This window comes from Telluria sp. LT1R51-2 (assembly GCF_059685775.1).
Map to the genome: position 1 here is coordinate 1,971,056 of NZ_JCASIM010000001.1, position 18,007 is coordinate 1,989,062.

An 18,007-nucleotide genomic window follows, 5' to 3' on the forward strand; every position below is an offset into this window, starting at 1 on the left:
TCAAAACCTTGTGTGCCGGTTTCGACACGTTTCTCGCCTGAGTGAGCGAACTCTTGGCTCGAACTCGAATACCGGTTGACACTGTCAAACTGAAAAACCTACAGTTTCATTATTGAAGATCTGGTTCCGCAAAGAGAAACCCGCTTCATGGATCCGACGTCGGTGCCTGTCATAGCCGGCCACGACCCGGCACCATCACAATAATGGAGACAGACCGAGTGAAGAAACACATCATCGCAATGGCGGCGCTATGCGCCTGTGTGTCAGTTGCACCGAGCGCCTCCGCGCAATCGGCCATTACCCTGTACGGCATCATCGATGCCGGCCTGACCCGCCTGACCAACGACGGCCCGCAAGGCGACCAGACCAAGGTCGATACAGGCCAGATGCAGGTATCACGCTGGGGCATCAAGGGCCAGGAAGACCTGGGCGGCGGCATGAAGGCGCGCTTCGGGCTGGAAGGCACGCTGCTCAATGACACGGGTGGCGCCGGCGTCCCGTTTGGCACCCCATCCAGCACGAGCCTGTTCGACCGCGAAGCGACGGTCGGCATCGTCACCAACTACGGCGCCATCGACATCGGCCGCCAAAATATCGTCGGCATCATGTCGGTCGGCATGGCCGATCCGCTGGGCCTGCGCTTTGCCTCCAGCAGCCCGAACGTGCTGTTCTCGGCGATGAACAACGCGGCCGTGTATGCGCCGTATGGCGCCAACAATGGCGGCACGGCCCTGCGCCAGAACAACTCGATCAAGTACACGTCGCCCGTGTTCAAGGGCCTGAGTTTTGCCTTGATGCGCGCCTTCGGCGAGCAGGCGGGCGATGCGCAGAAGAGTTCGTACCAGGGTGGCGCGCTGCTGTACAACACCGGCAAGCTGGCCGTTGCAGGCGCCTACGCGCGCATGAAGAACATCACCGACACCGATCTGCTCACGTCGCACGCGTATGGCATCAAGTACGCGTTCCCGGCGGTGACGCTCAAGTCGACCTATTCGTGGAATGAACTGCGCAGCACTGGCCGCAAGATCGCGGTGCTTGGCGTCGGCGCCGATGTGCCGGTGGCGCCGGCCTTCCTGGTCACGGCCGCCGCCTACCAGGTCAAGCGCTCGGGCGACCTGAAGGACGATGCACAGCAATTCATCCTGATCGGCCGCTACCTGATGAGCAAGCGTACGACCGGCTACGTCTCGGTGGGCCACGCCGCGACCGACAGCATTGTCCAGACGGACCAGATCAACCTGGCCCAGAACTTCGTGGCGGTCGGCAGCGACTCGGCCAACCGGTTCACGATGGGCATCATGCACACGTTCTGATGACGACACACGACGACGCGCATTCCGTATCACTTTCCGCCCCGCCTGGCTTTGAACGCCTCAACCGCGGAGGGCCGTATATGGCCAATCTGGGCGAGCTGTATTGCCGTCGGGGCGAGGGTGAGCGCGGGAACGAGATCGTATTCGCGATGCGCATCGAGGACAAGCACACCAATATGCGCGGCATCGCGCATGGCGGGATGCTGGCCAGCCTGGCCGATTCGGCGCTTGGTCTGGGCTTGACGCTATATTGCGAAGGGCGCCAGTCGTTCGTGACCGTCAACCTGAGCACCGATTTTATCGACGCGGCCAGGCCCGGCGACTGGGTCGAAGCGCATGTCGAGGTGCAGAAGCTGGGCAAGCGGATGGCGTTTGCCAACTGCTTCCTGCAGGTCGGCACGCGCCGCATCCTGCGCGCCAGCGGCGTGTTTGCGGTGATGAACGCGTTGAAGCCCGACCAGCTGACGGCCGGGTATTAAGCGCCGCCTGATTACGACTCGAGGCGCCGGGCGACCTCGATCAGGCGCGGGCGCACTTCATCGAGCAGGAAGGCGGTCGACACGCTCGACGAGGGGCCGCCGCAATTGATCGACATGATCTGGTTGCCGCCGATCGGCATGAAGCCGACCGCGATCCCGTTGACGTCCTTCTGCCAGTCGCCGAACGACGTCGTGCAGCCATACGTCTCATAATCGCTCAAACCCTTGGCCAGACCCGTGCGCATGGCCTCGAACGCGGTTTCGTCCAGCTCCAGCGACCGACTGAGGATATCCCTGCGTTCATTCTCGGCAGCCCGCGCGAGGTAAGCGCGGCCGATCGCCGATGTCGCCAGCGGCATGCGCGAGCCGACCTGCAGCGCCAGCGCCAGCGCTGCGCTGCTGCGGCACACTTCCACATAAATCATCGACAGCCGGTCCCGCATCGCGATCGACACGGTAGTACCGGAGAATTCGGCCAGCTCCTGCATCATCGGACGCGCCATCTGGCGGATATCGAGCCGGGCCAGCATGGCGCTGCCCAGGCCCAGCGTGGCGCTGCCGAGCGTGTAACGCCCGCCGGGTTCCTGCGCCAGGTAGCCGAGCGTGGTCAGTGTGTAGGTGATGCGGGTGACAGTGGACTTGGGCAAGCCGCAGCGCTCGGCGATTTGCTGGTTGCTCAGCCCCTTGTCGGCTGAACGAAAGCAGGCAAGGACTTCGAGGCCGCGCGCCAGCGCCGTGATGAAGTAGCGTTCTTCGGCGCCGCGCGGGGCGTCGGCCGTATCGCCCGCATCGGCGATGTCTCCTGCTTGGACATCATCAGGAAGGGTGTCGCTCACTGGCATGGGAAAGCCCTGAATAAGAATGGTGGTCAAATTCCATTCTAATCCAGTTCATTTCGCCAAGCAAAACCGGCAGGCAACAACAGTCGTATTGACGCTATTAAACGACACCACGCTCCCGCAGCCCGGCCAGCGTGTCTGCCGACAGGCCAAGCAACTCATGCAGCACGTCATCCGTCCCCTCGCCCAGGCACGGCGGCGCGGTGCGTACCGGCAGGCGTTCGCCATCGAAGCGATAGGGCGAGGCCAGTACAGGAACGCTGCCCACAACGGGATGCGGCATGTCCTTGACCAGGCCGCCCTGCTGCGCACGGGTCGACGTCAAAGCCTCATGCAGCCCGGCGACCTCACCACACGGAATACCGACCCGGCTCATGCACGCAAGAAGATCGCTGCGCGTGCGCTGCGCCAGTTCGCGCTTGATCTCGGGCATCAACTCGTCGCGGTGCTGCGTGCGCGCCAGGTTGGTCTTGAACCGTTCATCCAGCGCGATATCGGGGCGCTCGATCACGTCGTTGCAGAAGCGTATGAACTGGCTGTTATTGCCCACCGCAACGACCAGTGGACCATCCTTTGCCTCATATACGCCATACGGCATGATCGATGGATGCGCATTGCCGTAACGCGGCGGATCGTTCCCGCGCAGCAGCGCTTCCAGGCCGTAGTAGGCGGTGATCATCAGGCCGCAGTCGAACAATGCCATGCCGATATGGCGGCCCTTGCCCGTCTTCTCGCGCTCGTACAGCGCCGCCAGCACGCCCTGCGCCGCATACATCCCGGTCATCATGTCGACCGCGGCCACGCCAAATTTCAGCGGCGGCTGGGTCGGCTCACCGTTGAGCGCCATCAGGCCCGATTCGCCCTGGATCACCAGGTCGTAGCCGGGCCGCGCGGCTTCGGGGCCGGTGCGGTCGTACCCGGTGATCGAGCAGTAGATCAGGCCCGGCTGCTCTTCCTTCAGGGCGTCGTAGCCGAGGCCCAGCCGCTCGATATCGCGGAACTTGAAGTTCTGGATCACGATGTCGCTCTTGCGGATCAGATCCCGCGCGATGGTCTGGCCTTCAGGTGTTTTCAGGTCGAGGCACACCGAACGCTTGTTGCGGTTGACGCTGTTGAAGTACGCGGTTTCGGTGGCGCCGATGCGCATGCCCCAGTCGCGCGTGTCGTCACCGCGCTCGGGGTGCTCCACCTTGATCACTTCGGCGCCCAGGTCGCCCAGCACCATCGCGCACCACGGCCCGGCCAGCACACGCGAGAAGTCCAGCACGCGCACGCCAGAAAGAGGCAAAGCAGATTTGTCAGTCATAACACTCCAGATACCCGGCTTCTCTACAGGGAGCCGGCAAACGTCATTCTTGTGGCCGACCTGCGGCTGCAGCGCCCCGCAGCGCCGCGAAAGCGGGCGCGCGTTTGTCAAAAAAGGCCGCAATGCCTTCCTGCGCTTCGTCGTCGCCCTGCGACTGCACCATCAGCGCGGCTTCCAGGTCGAGCTGCCCGGCCAGGCTTGCAGCCCCGGCATGTTCGCACAGCACCTTGATGCGCCCATTGGCGTTGACTGGTCCGGCGGCCACGCGGGCCGCCAGCGCCAGCGCCTCGGCTAGTGCCTGCCCCGGCGCAGCCAGACGGTTGACCGCGCCCAGCGCATAGAGGCGCGCGGCCGGCAGGCGCTCGCCAAGCAGACAGAGCTCGGTCAGCAACTGGCGCGACATGCAGCGCGCCAGAAACGCCGTCGCGCCGCCATCCGGACTCAGGCCGACCTTGACATACGCCATCGAAAAGAAGGCATCGTCGGCCGCCACCACCATATCGCACGCCAGCGCCAGGGACAGGCCTGCGCCGGCCGCCCCACCCTCGACCGCGGCAATCACCGGCTTCGGGCAGGCGCGCAGCGCGCGCACCAGATCGTGCAAGCGTTCGACCTTTTTGCGCCGCTCGTCCGGCGCCAGCGCGCGGCGCGTGGCCAGCTGACGCAAGTCGCCACCGGCGCAGAAAAAGTCGCCGTCGCCGACCAGCACGATGGCGCCGATGGCCGGGTCCTGCGCCGCCTGGTCGAGCGCGGCCGGCAGCGCATCGTACAGCGCCGGGGTGATCGCATTCTTCGCCGCCGGGTTGCTGTTGACGAGAATGCGCACTGCGCCGTCGGTGTGCATCAAGAGGCCGGGTGCGTTCATGCGGCTGCGGTCTCGCCGGACTGGCGTCCGAGGTCAATATAGCGCGCCAGGTGATGGTCTTCGTCGCCCAGCTGATGGTCGATCATCACCAGGCGCTTGGCGTAGTGCGCCAGCGGCAGCTCCCAGGTCATGCCGATACCGCCATGCAGCTGGATGCATTCTTCCGCCACCAGCGTGCCGATCCGGCCGATGCTGGCCTTGGCGGCCGACAGGCTGCGCTCACGCGTGATGCGGTCGGCGTCCAGGGCAGACGCGGCATTGATCACCGCCGAGCGGGCCTGCTCGATCTCGAGCAACAGGTCGGCCATGCGATGCTGCAAAGCCTGGAAGCTGCCGATCACGACCCCAAACTGCTTGCGCGTGCGCAGGTAGTCCAGCGTCGCTTCCTTGGCCGCTTCCATCGCGCCGAGGGCTTCCGCGCACAGGGCCAGCACGCCGCGGCCCACGGCGCGCTCGATCGCCGCAAAACCGTGACCCGCCTCACCGAGCAGCGCATCAGCGCCAACCCGCACGCTGCTGAAGGTCAGCTCGGCCACGCGGCCGCCGTCCATCGTCGGCGAGCCCACCATCGACAGGCCAGCCACATCGCCAGGGACCAGGAACAGTGAAATCCCCGCTTCGTCATCCACCGCGCCCGACGTGCGCGCCGACACGACGATCCACTCAGCCTGTTCGGCGTTGGCCACCACGGCCTTGGCGCCGTCGATCACCCAGCCATCGTCGTCGCGCCGCGCGCTCATCGCAACCCGCGCCAGTTCGTAATGCGCGCCCAATTCGTCGTGGGCAAACGCGGCGATGACTGACGCATCGGCGATGCTGGCCAATACCTCTTTTTGCGCATCGCTACCGGCTGCCGCAATGGCTTCGGCGGCCAGCACAGCGCTGCCCAGCAGCGGCTCGAGCACCAGGCCACGACCCAGCGCCTCGAACACGACCGCGATGTCAAAACCGGCCCCGCCGAAGCCGCCGTCTTCTTCGCGCAGCAGCATGCCCACCACGCCGAGTTCGGCGAACTGCTGCCACATCGTGTTGGAAAAACCTTCCGGCGAGGCGGCAATCCTGTGCCGCGCGTCGATATGATATTGCTGGGCGATGAAGCGGTTCAGGCTATCGGCCAGCATGCGCCGTTCTTCTGTATGTTCGAAGTTCATGTCGCTTGCCCTTACAGTCCGAGGATCATCTTGGAGATGATGTTTTTCTGGATCTCGTTGGAGCCGCCGAAGATCGACAGCTTGCGGTTGTTGAAGTATTGCGCCGAGGCGGCGGCCGCGAAATCCGGGCCGAAGCCCGGGCCATCATTGGCCGCATCGAGCATGTCCTGCGTAAACGGGCGCGCATACACGCCCATCGCACGCCGCGTCAGCGCATTGATCTCCTGGCGGATCTCGGTGCCGCGGATCTTGAGCATCGAGCTCTCCGCGCCCGGCACGCCGCCACCAGCCACCGCCGCGATCACGCGCAGATTGGTGGTCTTCATGTTTTCCAGGTCGATCTCGACTAGCGCCAGGCGGCGCGCGAAGCCCGGATCGTCCGCCAGCGGTTTGCCACCACGCGTCTGCTCCTGCGCGATGCGTTTTAAACGTGCCAGCGCCGCCATCGAGAAGCCGACCCCGGCGATATTCGTGCGCTCGTACGTCAGCAGATATTTGGCGCAGGTCCAGCCGCGATGTTCTTCGCCGACCAGGTTCTGCACCGGCACCCGCACGTCGGTGAAGAACACTTCGTTGACTTCGCGCTCGCCATCGAGCAGCGTGATGGGCCGCACGTCGACACCCGGTGACTGCATGTCGATCAGCAGAAAGCTGATGCCTTCCTGCTTCTTGGCGCCAGAATCAGTGCGCACCAGGCAGAAGATCATGTTGGCGTGCTGGCCGAGCGTGGTCCAGGTCTTCTGGCCATTGACGATGTAATGCTCGCCGTCGGCGTCCACACCGCGCACGGCGCTGCACTTGACTGCCGCCAGGTCCGAGCCGGCGCCCGGCTCCGAATACCCCTGGCACCACCAGTCCGAGCCATCCAGGATGCGCGGCAGCCAGTAGTCCTTCTGCGCCTGGTTGCCGTACTTGATCAGGACCGGGCCCAGCATGTTCACGCCGAACGGCACGATGCGCGGCGTATTGGCCAGCGCGCACTCGGTCTCGAAGATGAATTTTTCAATGGCGTCCCAACCCGGGCCACCGTATGCTTCCGGCCAGTGGTTCGCCAGCCAGCCGCGCTCATTCAGGATCGCGTGCCAGCGCTCCATGTCAGCCTTCGACAGGTGCTTGCCATTGGCAACCTTGCTTGAGAGGTCCTGCGGCAGCTTCTCGGCCAAAAATGCCCGTACCTCGTCGCGAAAGCGCTCTTGCTCAGGGGTGAAATGTAAATCCATGATGATCCTTTAGAAAATCTCGAACAGGCCCGCAGCGCCCATGCCGCCGGCGATGCACATCGTGACCACCGCATACTTCGCGCCGCGGCGCCGGCCTTCAATCAGAATGTGGCCAGCCAGGCGCGCGCCCGTCATGCCGAACGGATGGCCGATCGAAATCGCGCCACCGTCGACGTTCAGGCGCTCGTCGGGGATGCCGAGTTGCTGCTGGCAGTAGATCGCCTGCGAGGCAAACGCTTCATTCAGTTCCCACAGGTCGATGTCGTCCACTGTCAGGCCGAAGCGCTTCAAGAGCTTGGGCACCGCGAACACGGGGCCGATGCCCATTTCATCCGGCTCGCAGCCGGCCACCGCCATCCCACGGAACGCGCCCAGCGGCGTCAAGCCGAGGCGCTCGGCCTCTTTTGCTTCCATCATCACGCAGGCCGACGCGCCATCGGACAGCTGCGAGGCATTGCCGGCAGTGACGAATTTACCGTCACCCATGACCGGCGCCAGCTTGGCCAGGCCTTCATAGGTCGTGCCGCGCCGGTTGCAGGTGTCTTCGGCGATCGTGACTTCACGGTGGCTGACTTCCTTCGTCTCCTTGTCGGTGACGGCCATGGTCGTGGTGCAGGCGACGATTTCCTCGCTGTAGCGGCCGGCCAGCTGCGCCGCCTCGGTCTTGCGCTGGGACTCGAACGAGAAGCGGTCCTGCGCTTCGCGGCTGATGTTATAGCGCGCGGCGACGATGTCGGCGGTGTCGATCATCGGCAGATACAGGTCCGGCTTGTGTTCCAGGATCCACGGGTCGATCCCGCTGTCGCCGCTGTCGCGGCTGCGGATGTGCGAGATGCTTTCCACGCCGCCAGCGATGATGGCCGGCGCGCCGTCAACGATGATGCGGCCGGCGCCAATGGCGATCGCCTGCAGGCCCGAGGCGCAGAAGCGGTTCACAGTCGTGCCGGCAATCGTGATCGGCAGACCGGCACGGATCACGCTCTGGCGCGCGATATTGCGCCCGGTGGTGCCTTCCGGGTAGCCGCAACCCAGAATCGCGTCCTCGATCATGGCCGGATCGATGCCGGCCCGCTCGACGGCGGCGCGCACGGCAAACGCAGCCAGCTGGGCGCCGGGCGTGATATTGAATTCGCCGCGGTGCGCCTTGGTCAGCGGGGTGCGGGCGGTTGAAACGATGACAGCTTCGCGCATGGCGAGTCTCCTGACAAATTGAGAACAATAGGGTCTACGCGGATTGATTCAGGCTGGCGAAACTGGCGCCCTTGTCGACCAGCTCGACCAGCAGCGGCGACGGTTGCCAGAACAGCGGATCTTCCTTGGCAAACTCGCGGATGTCGGCCAGGATCGTCGGCAGGCCGACCGTGTCGGCATAGTGCATCGGGCCGCCGCGGTAGCGCGGGAAGCCGTAGCCGTGCACGAACGTCACGTCCACATCGAGTGGCCGCAGGGCGATCTTCTGGTGCACGACATTGGCGCCTTCATTGATCATCGCGGCCAGGTAACGGCGCACGATCTCGGCGTCGCTGAAGCTGCGCGGTGATTTACCTGACAGCGCACCCGCGCGTGCCCGCTCGGCATCGATGATGGCCTCGACTTCCGGGTCGGGCGTGCCGACGCGGGCGCCGTCCGGATACAGGTAGTAGCCGCGTCCGGTCTTCTGGCCGAACCAGCCCCGTTCGCACAGGCGGTCGGCAATCTGCACGTAACGTGCGCGCGGGTCACGCGTGGGCGCGCGCCGCTTGCGGGTGGCCCAGCCGATGTCGCCACCGGCCAGGTCGGAGACCTGGAACGGGCCCATTGGATAGCCGAAGTCACGCAGTGCCTTGTCGATCTGATAGGGCGACGCGCCGTCTTCCATCATCGCGTGCGCGGCCTGGCCGTACACGGCGAGGATGCGGTTGCCGATGAAACCGTCGCACACGCCGGCGCGCACGGGCACCTTGCGCAGCTTCTTTGCCAGGTCGAAGGCGGTCGCGACCACGTCGTCAGATACCTTGGCCGGCACGACGATCTCGAGCAGCTTCATGATGTTCGCCGGCGAGAAGAAATGCAGGCCGACGACATCTTGCGGGCGTGAGATGGCGGCTGCGATCTCGTCGATGTCAAGGTAGGACGTATTGGTAGCCAGCACCGCACCGGGTTTGCAGACGCGATCGAGTTCGGCAAACACGGCGTGTTTCACGGCCATGTCTTCAAACACCGCTTCGATCACCAGATCGGCCTGGGCCAGCGCGTCGTACGACGTGCTGCCATTGAAGCGCGCCATAGTGGCGTCTTTGGCCTGCGGCGTGATGCGCCCCTTGGCGATCAGGCTGTCATATACCTTCTCGACATGCTTGCGGCCACGCGCCAGCGCCTCGTCGTCGCGCTCGATCATCGTGACCGGCAAGCCGGCATCGAGGACGGCAACGGCGATGCCGGCGCCCATGGTGCCGCCACCGACGACGCCGATGCGCTCGATCGGTCGCGGCTTGGCGCTGCGCGTCTCCGGCGCCCTGGCCGTTTCGCGTTCGGCAAAGAAGGCGTGTACCAGGCCGGCGCGCTGCGGGCTATCGAGACATTCCAGGAACAGCTTGCGTTCGAGCGCCTGGCCTTCGTCGAACGGCAGTTCGAGCGCGCCCTGCACCGCGTCCACGATTTTCAAGGGCGAGAACAGGCCGCGTGATTTTTTGGCCGTCTCGGCGCGGGCGCTGTCGATCGCGGCGCGCTGGGCTGACGTGTCGGCGAGCTGCGCCGCGTCACGGGTGCGCCGCACCGGTGCCCCGCCCTGCACCAGTTCCTGCGCATACGCCAGGCCTGCTGCGAGCGGGTCGGCGCCATCCACCACCCGGTCGACCAAGCCCAGTTTTGCCGCTTCGGCCGCGCCCACGTGGCGACCGCTCAGCATCAGGTCGAGCGCTGCCGCGGCGCCGATCAGGCGCGGCGTGCGCTGGGTGCCGCCAGCACCCGGCAGCAGACCAAGCGCCACTTCGGGCAAACCCAGTTTCGCCGCCGGCAGCGCCAGCCGGTAGTGCGACGCCAGCGCGATCTCGAGTCCACCGCCAAGCGCAGCGCCGTGGATGACCGCGACTACTGGCTTGCTGCAGGCTTCGATCCCGTTGCAGAGGTCGGGCAGGAACGGCGTCATTGGTGGCTTGCCGAACTCGCGGATATCGGCCCCGCCGATGAAGGTCTTGCCGCTACCGACGATCAGCACGGCCTTGACCGCAGCGTCGGCCCCGGCTACGTCGATTGCCGCGGTCAGGCCGCGCCGGACGTCGACGCCAAGTGCATTGACGGGAGGATTGTCGATGGTGACGACGAGAATGTCGCCGTGCATGGCACGAGCGACCGGGCCAGTTGCGCCGATGTGCATGAGCTGTCTCCTTGATTTTATGTCGGATGCTACGTCGGTTCGCTGTGCGAAACCGCGTTTTGCATTTCTTGTTGCGATCAACGATAACCGATTTTTCGCGAAAATGTAAACGACTTCGCGGTGCCGCTTTTGCGGGAAAAACCGGAAGATTCGGTGATTCGCTGTGCGAAATACATCGATTCAGCGTAATTACCCATACTATGTGTTTCGCTCTGCGAACGACCATTTCACAAAAACTGTTGACACTCCCGTTTTGGGTATGTGAATATCCGACTCAAGCCCTGCCGGAGATGCCGGGCATAGGAGACAAGAATGGACTCGATCCAGTCACTGGAAGACCCTTCGCTGGCGGCTTCCGCCACCGCGCAAGCGCTGCCGCAAGAATTGCTGCAAGTGCCCCAGGACGACGCGGCCGACGAAGACAACGGCAAGGACCGCCAGTTCGTCACGGCCCTGGCGCGCGGCCTGGAAATCCTGCGCTGCTTCCGCCCGGGCGAGGCATACCTCACCAATAGCGAAATGGCCAAGCGCACCGGCATGCCCAAGCCGACGATTTCACGCCTGACCTACACGCTGACCAAACTCGGCTACCTCACATATTCAGCCGACCAGGGCCGTTACCAGCTCGGCGCCCCGGTGCTGGCGCTCGGCTACACCCTGCTCGCCAATCTCGACGTACGTAAACTGGCCCGGCCGGCGATGCAGGAACTGGCCGAATACGCCCAGTGCAGCGTGGCGATCGGCATCCGCGACCGCCTGCACATGGTGTATGTCGAGGCTTGCCGCGGCAGCGCTGCAGTCACGCTGCGGCGCGACGCCGGTTCGCGTATTCCGCTGGCCACCACCGCCATGGGCAAAGCCTATCTGTGCGGCCTGCCCCAAACCGACCGCGATTTTTTGATGGACCATATCCGCCTGACGGCCGACACCAACTGGCCCAAGATCAAGACCGACATCGAACAGGGCTTCAAGGATTACCAGGACCGCGGCTTTGTCCTGTCGTCCGGCCTGTGGGACGCCAACATCAGCGCAGTAGGCGTGCCGCTGCTCGACCAGGACATCGCCCGGACGATGGCATTCAACTGCGGCGGCCCGGCCTTTTTGCTGCCCTACGAAAAACTGGTCGAGGACCTTGGTCCGCGCCTGGTGCAACTGGTGCGCAACGTCGAAATCAGCATGGGCCGGCATATCGGCTAGCGGTGCCGTGGTACCGGCAATCAAGGAGCGACGCCGCCCCATGCGGTGAGGCCCCCGGCTTGCCGTCGTTGTTGACTATTCCTACATTCACTAAAAAATAACGGAGACATGATGAAGGCAAACAAGATCGTCCTCGCCATTTTGGCGCTCGGCACCGTCGGCAGCATCAACCTGGCAAGTGCCGAAGAATTTCTGGTCGGTGTGCAGATTCCGCTGACCGGGCCGCTGGCCCGCGTCGGCCTGGGTACCCAGGAAGGCATCCGCGTTGCGGCCGAGGTCTTCAACAAGACCAACGGCAAGCACACGATCAAACTGATCACCGTCGACGACGAGTCGGCGCCGGCCAAGGCCGTCGCAGCGGTTGAAAAACTGGCCAGCCAGAATGTGGTCGCCGTCACGGGCGGCTACGCGTCCAACAATATCTCCCCTGCCTCGGACGCTGCCGGCAAACTGGGACTGGCCTATGTGACGTCGGGCGGCGTCGACGATGGCCTGGTCAATGCCGGGCGCAAGAATTTCTTCCGCATCAATAACACCCAGGGTTACCAGAAGGCGCTGGTCGGCCTGCTCACCGACCTGAGCGTCAAGTCGGTGTCGATCATCTATTCGACCAAGGATGCGACCCACGGCCTGGCCGCGGACGTCGAAAAAACGCTGGCAGCCAAGGGCGTCAAAGTCGTCACGCACGCGTTCGACCCGTTGATCACCGACTTCAAGCCGATCATCAACAAGGTGAAGCTGCGCGACCGCTCCGAATTCATCGTCATGGTCGGCTACGAAAACGACTACGTCGGCATCCTGCGCGCGGCGCGGGTTCTGAAGCCGAGCATCAAGGGCGTGGCCGGCGTGTGGTCGCTGGCAACGCCAAAGATGGCCGCCGATTTCCCGGACCTGATGCCGAACGTGTACGGCACCGCCGTGCTGCCATTCCCGGTGCAGTTCTCGACCGAAGAAGGCAAGCGCTTTGCCGACGGCTACAAGGCGCTGTTGAACAAGGACCCGGACTACCTGGGCCAGTTCGGCTATGTCCAGTCGATGCTGCTCTTCGAAGCGATCGCGCGCGCCGCCGACAAGGGCACGCTGAAAAAAGGCGGCGTGATCGAAGAAATGCGCAAGACCGATCGCCAGACCCTGATCGGCCGGGTGCAGTTCGATGCCCGGGGCGACAACCCGAACTTCACGCAGCGCATGGGCCAGCACCAGGGCAAGAAGGTCGAACTGGTGTGGCCGAAAGAATCGGCTACCGCCAAGCCGGTGTATCCGGGCCTGCCCTGGTAACGCTGTGAGCGCATGAGCGAGCGCATGAGCGAGACGGGCAGGATCCCCCTGCCCGCGTGAATAATCGATTGGATGCAGAAATGACGGACTTGATTCTACAAGCCGTGTATTCCGGGTTGTTGCAGGGCGGCTCCTACGCCCTGATTGCACTGGGACTGGCGCTCGTGTTCGGCGCCATGAACGTGATCAACCTGGCGCACGGTGAACTGGTATTGCTGGCGGCCTACATCGCCTACACGGTCGAATCGCAACTGGGCTGGAATCCGCTGGCCGCGATTCCGGTTGCCGTGATCATCGTGACCATCACCTCGAGCCTGCTATATTTTTTGGTCAGCCGGGTGACGGTGCACCGCGAAATCAATTCACTGACGCTGACCTTCGGCGTCGGCGTGATCCTCACCAACCTGGTCCTGATGATCTGGAGCGCCGACGTGCGCACCACGAGCTCGACCTGGATGCAGGAAGCCTTCATCGTCGGCGAGCTCTACAGCATGCGCAGCGAGGTGCTGTTCTTCGGCGTGAGCCTCGTGCTGATCGTGGCGCTGTGGTGGTGGTTGTCGCGCAGCTGGTATGGCCGCGCCGTGCGCGCCGTATCGAGCAACCGCGACGCGGCCAAGCTGATGGGGATCAACCCTGGCCGCACCGAGCTGGTGTCGTTCATCGTGGCCGGCATCCTGGCTGCATTCGCCGGTGTTGCCCTATTCAGCTACGGCGTCGTCACGCCAGGCTATGGCAGCGTACTGACCGTGAAAGCCTTCATCATCACCGTGCTGGCGGGCCTCGGCTCGATCCCCGGCGTGCTGATCGGGGCAATCCTGCTGGGCGTGGCCGAATCGCTGACGATCACGCTGGCCAGCTCGGCGCTGCAGGAACTGGCCGGCATGGGCCTGTTCCTGGTGGTGCTGTTCGTGATGCCCAATGGCCTGTTTGGTGTGGCACGGAGGCGTGGATGAAACTCAATAAACTCCTGATCGCCACGCTGGTGGCGACGTATCTTGTGGTGCCATTCGCGCTGGGCGGCAACAGCTATGTCATGAGCCTGGTCATCGCCTCGCTGATCATTGGCGGCGTCGCGCTGTCGTGGGCGCTGCTGGGCAACCTGGGCGGCATGGTCAGCTTCGGCCATGCGGCATTCTTTGGCGTGGGCGCCTATACGTCGGCCGTGCTGACGATGCAGTACAACGTGCCGGTCTTCATCGGCCTCGTGCTGGGCGGCGTCGGTGCGGTGCTGTCGGCGGTCCTGATGCTGCCCGTGCTGCGCCTGCGCGGTCCCTACTTTGCGCTGGCGATCCTGGCATATGCGCACATCTTCCGCATCGTTGCGACCGAATGGACGTCAGTCACGAACGGCGCCGGCGGCATTGCCAGGATCCCGGCCCTGCCGACCGTGTTCGACTACAATTTCGGCAGCCACACCGGCAATTACCTCGTGATTTTGACGATGGTGCTGCTGTTTGCCTGGGCCTATGACGTCATCCGCCGCAGCCCGCACGGCCTGGCCCTGCGCGCCATGCATGACAGCGAGGATGCAACGCGCGTGGTGGGCGTCAACAACACGCTGCTCAAGGGTCTGATGCTGCTGGTCTCGGCCTTCATGTGTGGCGCCGTGGGCGCCTTCAATGCGCACTACATCAACTTCCTCGAACCGGATTACGCCTTCAGCGCGGTGTGGGTGACGATCCCGATCGTCGCGGCGATCTTTGGCGGCTACCGCACCATCACGGGTCCCCTGATCGGCGCCGTCGTGGTGTATCTGGTCGACCAGTTATTCATCAAGAACTTCATGCCCACCGGACACCAGTTGGTGCTCGGCGTGGTGCTGGTCGTGATGATCATTGCCAGCCCGGATGGCCTGCTGGGCATGATCCGCAGGGCGCTAAGGAAAAAACATGCTGCAACTTGAAAACGTCACCGTCCGCTTCGGCGGCCTCACGGCGGTCAACGATGTCACGCTGGCCGTCGGCACGGGGGACCTGGTCGGTCTGGTCGGCGCCAATGGCGCCGGCAAGACCACGCTGTTCAATGCCATTTCGGGGCTGGTGCGCCCGACCACGGGCCGCATCCTGTTCAATGGCGCCGATGTGCTGAAGGCGCCCATGTACCAGCGTGCGCGCATGGGCATCGGGCGTACCTTCCAGATCCCGCAGCCGATGCACGAGCTGACCGTGCGCCAGAACCTGGAAGTCGCGCAGCGCTTCGGCACCGGCTCGGTCGACAAACGCCGCATCGACCAGATCCTGGACTTCACCAACCTGGCCGCCAAGGCCGGGCGTGACGCATCGAGCGGCCTGGCGCTGACCGAACTGAAGGCGCTCGAAGTGGCCAAGGCGCTCTCGACCAACCCGAAGCTGCTGCTGCTCGACGAAGTGCTGGCCGGCCTCGAAACGAGCGGCAAGCGCAACTTCATGAACATGCTCAAGGATCTGCACGCCAAATTCTCGGTCGGCATCCTGATCATCGAGCACGACATCGACACCATCAGCAATCTGTGCCAGCGGGTGGCGGTGCTGAACTTCGGCGGCATGATCGCCGAAGGCACGCCGGCCGAGGTCTTCAATAACCCGGCCGTCATCAAGAGCTATACCGGAGGCGAGGTCGACCATGCTTGAGATCCAGAATGTGCGCGCCGGTTATGGCGCGATCAATGTGCTGTGGGATTTGTCACTCAGCATCGCACCAGGCAAGCTGACCACGATCATCGGCCAGAACGGCGCCGGCAAGACCACACTGCTGCGCGCTATGATGGGGCTGATCCCCGTCTCGCAAGGCACGATCACGCTCGACGGCAAGCCGCTCAACGGCACCCCGACTTGGGACATGCACAAGGTCTCGATGGCCATGATTCCCGAAGGCCGCATGGTGTTTCGCGACATGACCGTCGAGGAAAACCTGATGATGGGCGCCTTTGCGCCGCAGCACCGCGCGCATGCGGCGCGCAATCTCGAGCGTTCGTTCGAGATGTTCCCGCGCCTGCGCGAGCGGCGCCGCCAGATGGCCGGTTCGCTGTCGGGTGGCGAGGCGCAGATGCTGGCCATGGCGCGCGGCTTGATGAGCGACCCGAAGGTCCTGATCATCGATGAGCCGTCGCTGGGCCTGGCGCCCGTGATGGTCAATGAGCTGTTTGCGATCCTGAAGCGCCTGAAGGACGATGGGCGCACGATGATCCTGGTCGAGCAGAACACGCACCGTGCGGTGGGCGTGGCCGACCACGTCTACCTGATGCAGAGCGGTAAAGTGGTGCTGTCGCAGGCGGCAAGCGAAGTCAGTCTCGAGCATCTGCACGGGTTGTATTTTGCACGCGAGAGCGGGGCCACGGCATGAATCTGATCGAACAATACGGCCCGCGTGAGGCGATGGAATACGACGTCGTGGTCGTCGGCGGCGGCCCGGCCGGGCTGTCGGCGGCGATCCGCCTGAAACAGCTGGCGCTTGATAAAGGCCAGGAAGTCACCGTCTGCGTGCTGGAAAAAGGCGGCGAGCTGGGCGCGCACATCCTGTCCGGCGCGGTGATGGACCCGCGCGCGATGAACGAGTTGATCCCCGACTGGAAAGAAAAAGGCGCGCCGCTCAATACGGCCGTGACCGAAGACCGCGTCTTGTTCCTGAGCGAAACCAAATCGTATGCCACCCCGGCGTTTGCCATCCCGCCGGCACTGGCCAATCACGGTAACTACGTGATTTCGCTGGCCAACGTGGTGCGCTGGCTGGGCCAGCAAGCCGAAGCGCTGGGCGTGGAAATCTTCCCGGGCTTCCCGGCCGCTGAAATCCTGTACAACGAGGATGGCTCGGTCAAGGGCGTCGCCACCGGTAACATGGGAATGAAACGCGATGGCGAGCCGGGCCCGGAATTCCAGCTCGGGATGGAGCTGCATGCGAAGTACACATTCTTCGCCGAAGGCTCGCGCGGCCACCTTGGCCGCCAGCTGATGGCGAAGTACGAACTGAACAAGGGCAAGGACCCACAGACTTACGGCATCGGCATCAAGGAGTTGTGGGAAATCGATCCGGCCAAGCACCAGCCGGGCCTGGTGATCCACACGGCCGGCTGGCCACTGCCGAACGACACCTACGGCGGCTCGTTCCTGTACCACTTGGAAAACAACCAGGTTGCGGTCGGCTATGTCGTCGGCCTGTCGTACCAGAATCCGTATTTGTCGCCATACGAAGAATTCCAGCGCTATAAAACGCACCCGGCCATTCGCGGCTTCTTTGAAGGCGGCAAGCGCATATCGTACGGCGCACGTTCGATTACCGCCGGCGGCCTGCAATCCTTGCCAAAGACCGTGTTCCCGGGCGGCGCGCTGATCGGCTGCGATGCGGGTTTCCTGAATACCAGCCGCATCAAGGGCAGCCACGCCGCGATCAAGACCGGTATGCTGGCGGCCGAGGCGGCGTTTGCTGCGCTGGGCGAAGGCCGCACGAGCGACGAGTTGACCAGCTTCCCGGCGGCATTCGAACAATCGTGGCTGCACGAAGAGCTGCACGTGGCGCGTAACTTCAAGCCATGGATGAGCAAGGGCCTCGTGCTGGGCACGATCATGACGGGCATTGACCAGATTGTGTTCCGTGGCAAGGCGCCGTGGACGCTGCACCACAAGCACGCCGACCACGAATGCCTGAAGCCGGCATCGCATTTCAAGCCGATCGTCTATCCGAAGCCGGATGGCAAGCTGACCTTCGACAAGCTGTCGTCGGTGTTTATCTCGAACACCAACCACCGCGAAGACGAGCCGATCCACCTGACGCTCAAAAATCCGAGCGTGCCGGTCGACGTCAACCTGGCCAAGTACGCCGGGCCCGAGCAGCGTTACTGTCCGGCCGGGGTGTACGAGTACGTCAAGCGCGAAGACGGGGGCGACCGCCTGCAGATCAATGCCCAGAACTGCGTGCACTGCAAGACCTGCGATATCAAGGACCCGACCCAGAACATCGTCTGGGTGACGCCCGAAGGCGGCGGCGGCCCGAACTATCCGAATATGTAACGACCATTTTATAAAAGAGACC

At 63.9% G+C, this 18,007-nt stretch carries 16 protein-coding genes; 9 read left to right on the forward strand and 7 right to left on the reverse strand.

The window, feature by feature from the left end:
* The first annotated feature begins 218 nt into the window (after positions 1-218).
* The gene (locus tag AC56LH_RS08670) at positions 219-1,313 is read left to right on the forward strand and encodes a porin (RefSeq protein WP_499645570.1); all 1,095 of its coding nucleotides are present in this window, start codon (positions 219-221) and stop codon (positions 1,311-1,313) included.
* Positions 1,314-1,393: 80 nt separating this feature from the next.
* Entirely contained in the window at positions 1,394-1,792 is a 399-nt protein-coding gene (locus tag AC56LH_RS08675; protein ID WP_499645571.1) for a PaaI family thioesterase, read from the forward strand.
* Positions 1,793-1,803: 11 nt separating this feature from the next.
* Here AC56LH_RS08675 and AC56LH_RS08680 read toward each other — a convergent pair whose 3' ends face one another.
* The 7 genes from AC56LH_RS08680 to AC56LH_RS08710 all read right to left on the reverse strand — a co-directional run bounded on the left by AC56LH_RS08680 (position 1,804) and on the right by AC56LH_RS08710 (position 10,528).
* The gene (locus tag AC56LH_RS08680) at positions 1,804-2,634 is read right to left on the reverse strand and encodes an IclR family transcriptional regulator (protein ID WP_499645572.1); all 831 of its coding nucleotides are present in this window, start codon (positions 2,632-2,634) and stop codon (positions 1,804-1,806) included.
* Positions 2,635-2,731: 97 nt separating this feature from the next.
* A complete protein-coding gene (locus AC56LH_RS08685; RefSeq protein ID WP_499645573.1) occupies positions 2,732-3,937 on the reverse strand; it encodes a CaiB/BaiF CoA transferase family protein in 1,206 nt (401 codons plus the stop codon).
* 43 nt (positions 3,938-3,980) lie between these two features.
* A complete protein-coding gene (locus AC56LH_RS08690) occupies positions 3,981-4,802 on the reverse strand; it encodes an oxepin-CoA hydrolase, alternative type (RefSeq protein WP_499645574.1) in 822 nt (273 codons plus the stop codon).
* Positions 4,799-5,953, reverse strand: coding sequence for an acyl-CoA dehydrogenase family protein (locus AC56LH_RS08695; protein WP_499645575.1), 1,155 nt, complete (start codon positions 5,951-5,953; stop codon positions 4,799-4,801). Before AC56LH_RS08695 ends, AC56LH_RS08690 begins: the two co-directional genes overlap by 4 nt.
* A gap of 11 nt (positions 5,954-5,964) precedes the next feature.
* Positions 5,965-7,173 carry an acyl-CoA dehydrogenase family protein gene (locus AC56LH_RS08700; RefSeq protein WP_499645576.1) on the reverse strand — a complete coding sequence of 403 codons (1,209 nt, stop codon included), beginning with the start codon at positions 7,171-7,173 and terminating at the stop codon, positions 5,965-5,967.
* 9 nt (positions 7,174-7,182) lie between these two features.
* Positions 7,183-8,364 carry an acetyl-CoA C-acyltransferase gene (locus AC56LH_RS08705; RefSeq protein ID WP_499645577.1) on the reverse strand — a complete coding sequence of 394 codons (1,182 nt, stop codon included), beginning with the start codon at positions 8,362-8,364 and terminating at the stop codon, positions 7,183-7,185.
* Between the two features lie 34 nt (positions 8,365-8,398).
* Complete coding sequence (locus AC56LH_RS08710; RefSeq protein ID WP_499645578.1) at positions 8,399-10,528, reverse strand: 3-hydroxyacyl-CoA dehydrogenase NAD-binding domain-containing protein; 2,130 nt, start codon at positions 10,526-10,528, stop codon at positions 8,399-8,401.
* Between the two features lie 312 nt (positions 10,529-10,840).
* Here AC56LH_RS08710 and AC56LH_RS08715 point away from each other — a divergent pair, with 312 nt between their 5' ends.
* The 7 genes from AC56LH_RS08715 to AC56LH_RS08745 all read left to right on the forward strand — a co-directional run bounded on the left by AC56LH_RS08715 (position 10,841) and on the right by AC56LH_RS08745 (position 17,985).
* Positions 10,841-11,725, forward strand: a complete 885-nt coding sequence (locus tag AC56LH_RS08715) for an IclR family transcriptional regulator (protein WP_499645579.1) — start codon at positions 10,841-10,843, stop codon at positions 11,723-11,725.
* A gap of 108 nt (positions 11,726-11,833) precedes the next feature.
* Entirely contained in the window at positions 11,834-13,003 is a 1,170-nt protein-coding gene (locus tag AC56LH_RS08720) for an ABC transporter substrate-binding protein (protein ID WP_499645580.1), read from the forward strand.
* An 80-nt stretch (positions 13,004-13,083) separates the two neighbouring features.
* On the forward strand, positions 13,084-13,956 hold the full coding sequence (locus AC56LH_RS08725; RefSeq protein WP_499645581.1) for a branched-chain amino acid ABC transporter permease: 873 nt from the start codon (positions 13,084-13,086) through the stop codon (positions 13,954-13,956).
* Positions 13,953-14,906: a branched-chain amino acid ABC transporter permease gene (locus tag AC56LH_RS08730; RefSeq protein WP_499502477.1), complete on the forward strand. Its 954-nt coding sequence runs from the start codon at positions 13,953-13,955 to the stop codon at positions 14,904-14,906. Before AC56LH_RS08725 ends, AC56LH_RS08730 begins: the two co-directional genes overlap by 4 nt.
* Complete coding sequence (locus tag AC56LH_RS08735; protein ID WP_499645582.1) at positions 14,893-15,612, forward strand: ABC transporter ATP-binding protein; 720 nt, start codon at positions 14,893-14,895, stop codon at positions 15,610-15,612. Before AC56LH_RS08730 ends, AC56LH_RS08735 begins: the two co-directional genes overlap by 14 nt.
* Complete coding sequence (locus AC56LH_RS08740; protein ID WP_499645583.1) at positions 15,605-16,324, forward strand: ABC transporter ATP-binding protein; 720 nt, start codon at positions 15,605-15,607, stop codon at positions 16,322-16,324. The genes AC56LH_RS08735 and AC56LH_RS08740 overlap by 8 nt, the downstream gene beginning before the upstream one ends.
* 32 nt (positions 16,325-16,356) lie before the next feature.
* Positions 16,357-17,985, forward strand: coding sequence for an electron transfer flavoprotein-ubiquinone oxidoreductase (locus tag AC56LH_RS08745; RefSeq protein ID WP_499648434.1), 1,629 nt, complete (start codon positions 16,357-16,359; stop codon positions 17,983-17,985).
* The last annotated feature ends 22 nt before the right edge of the window (positions 17,986-18,007 follow it).

Bases quoted from the DNA above. Each gene is read 5' to 3' on its own strand.
- AC56LH_RS08675 (WP_499645571.1), top strand. From the start codon at position 1,394: ATGGCCAATCTGGGCGAGCTGTATTGCCGTCGGGGCGAGGGTGAGCGC.
- AC56LH_RS08680 (WP_499645572.1), bottom strand. From the start codon at position 2,634: ATGCCAGTGAGCGACACCCTTCCTGATGATGTCCAAGCAGGAGACATC.
- AC56LH_RS08685 (WP_499645573.1), bottom strand. From the start codon at position 3,937: ATGACTGACAAATCTGCTTTGCCTCTTTCTGGCGTGCGCGTGCTGGAC.
- AC56LH_RS08690 (WP_499645574.1), bottom strand. From the start codon at position 4,802: ATGAACGCACCCGGCCTCTTGATGCACACCGACGGCGCAGTGCGCATT.
- AC56LH_RS08695 (WP_499645575.1), bottom strand. From the start codon at position 5,953: ATGAACTTCGAACATACAGAAGAACGGCGCATGCTGGCCGATAGCCTG.
- AC56LH_RS08700 (WP_499645576.1), bottom strand. From the start codon at position 7,173: ATGGATTTACATTTCACCCCTGAGCAAGAGCGCTTTCGCGACGAGGTA.
- AC56LH_RS08705 (WP_499645577.1), bottom strand. From the start codon at position 8,364: ATGCGCGAAGCTGTCATCGTTTCAACCGCCCGCACCCCGCTGACCAAG.
- AC56LH_RS08710 (WP_499645578.1), bottom strand. From the start codon at position 10,528: ATGCACATCGGCGCAACTGGCCCGGTCGCTCGTGCCATGCACGGCGAC.
- AC56LH_RS08715 (WP_499645579.1), top strand. From the start codon at position 10,841: ATGGACTCGATCCAGTCACTGGAAGACCCTTCGCTGGCGGCTTCCGCC.
- AC56LH_RS08720 (WP_499645580.1), top strand. From the start codon at position 11,834: ATGATGAAGGCAAACAAGATCGTCCTCGCCATTTTGGCGCTCGGCACC.
- AC56LH_RS08725 (WP_499645581.1), top strand. From the start codon at position 13,084: ATGACGGACTTGATTCTACAAGCCGTGTATTCCGGGTTGTTGCAGGGC.
- AC56LH_RS08730 (WP_499502477.1), top strand. From the start codon at position 13,953: ATGAAACTCAATAAACTCCTGATCGCCACGCTGGTGGCGACGTATCTT.
- AC56LH_RS08735 (WP_499645582.1), top strand. From the start codon at position 14,893: ATGCTGCAACTTGAAAACGTCACCGTCCGCTTCGGCGGCCTCACGGCG.
- AC56LH_RS08740 (WP_499645583.1), top strand. From the start codon at position 15,605: ATGCTTGAGATCCAGAATGTGCGCGCCGGTTATGGCGCGATCAATGTG.
- AC56LH_RS08745 (WP_499648434.1), top strand. From the start codon at position 16,357: ATGGAATACGACGTCGTGGTCGTCGGCGGCGGCCCGGCCGGGCTGTCG.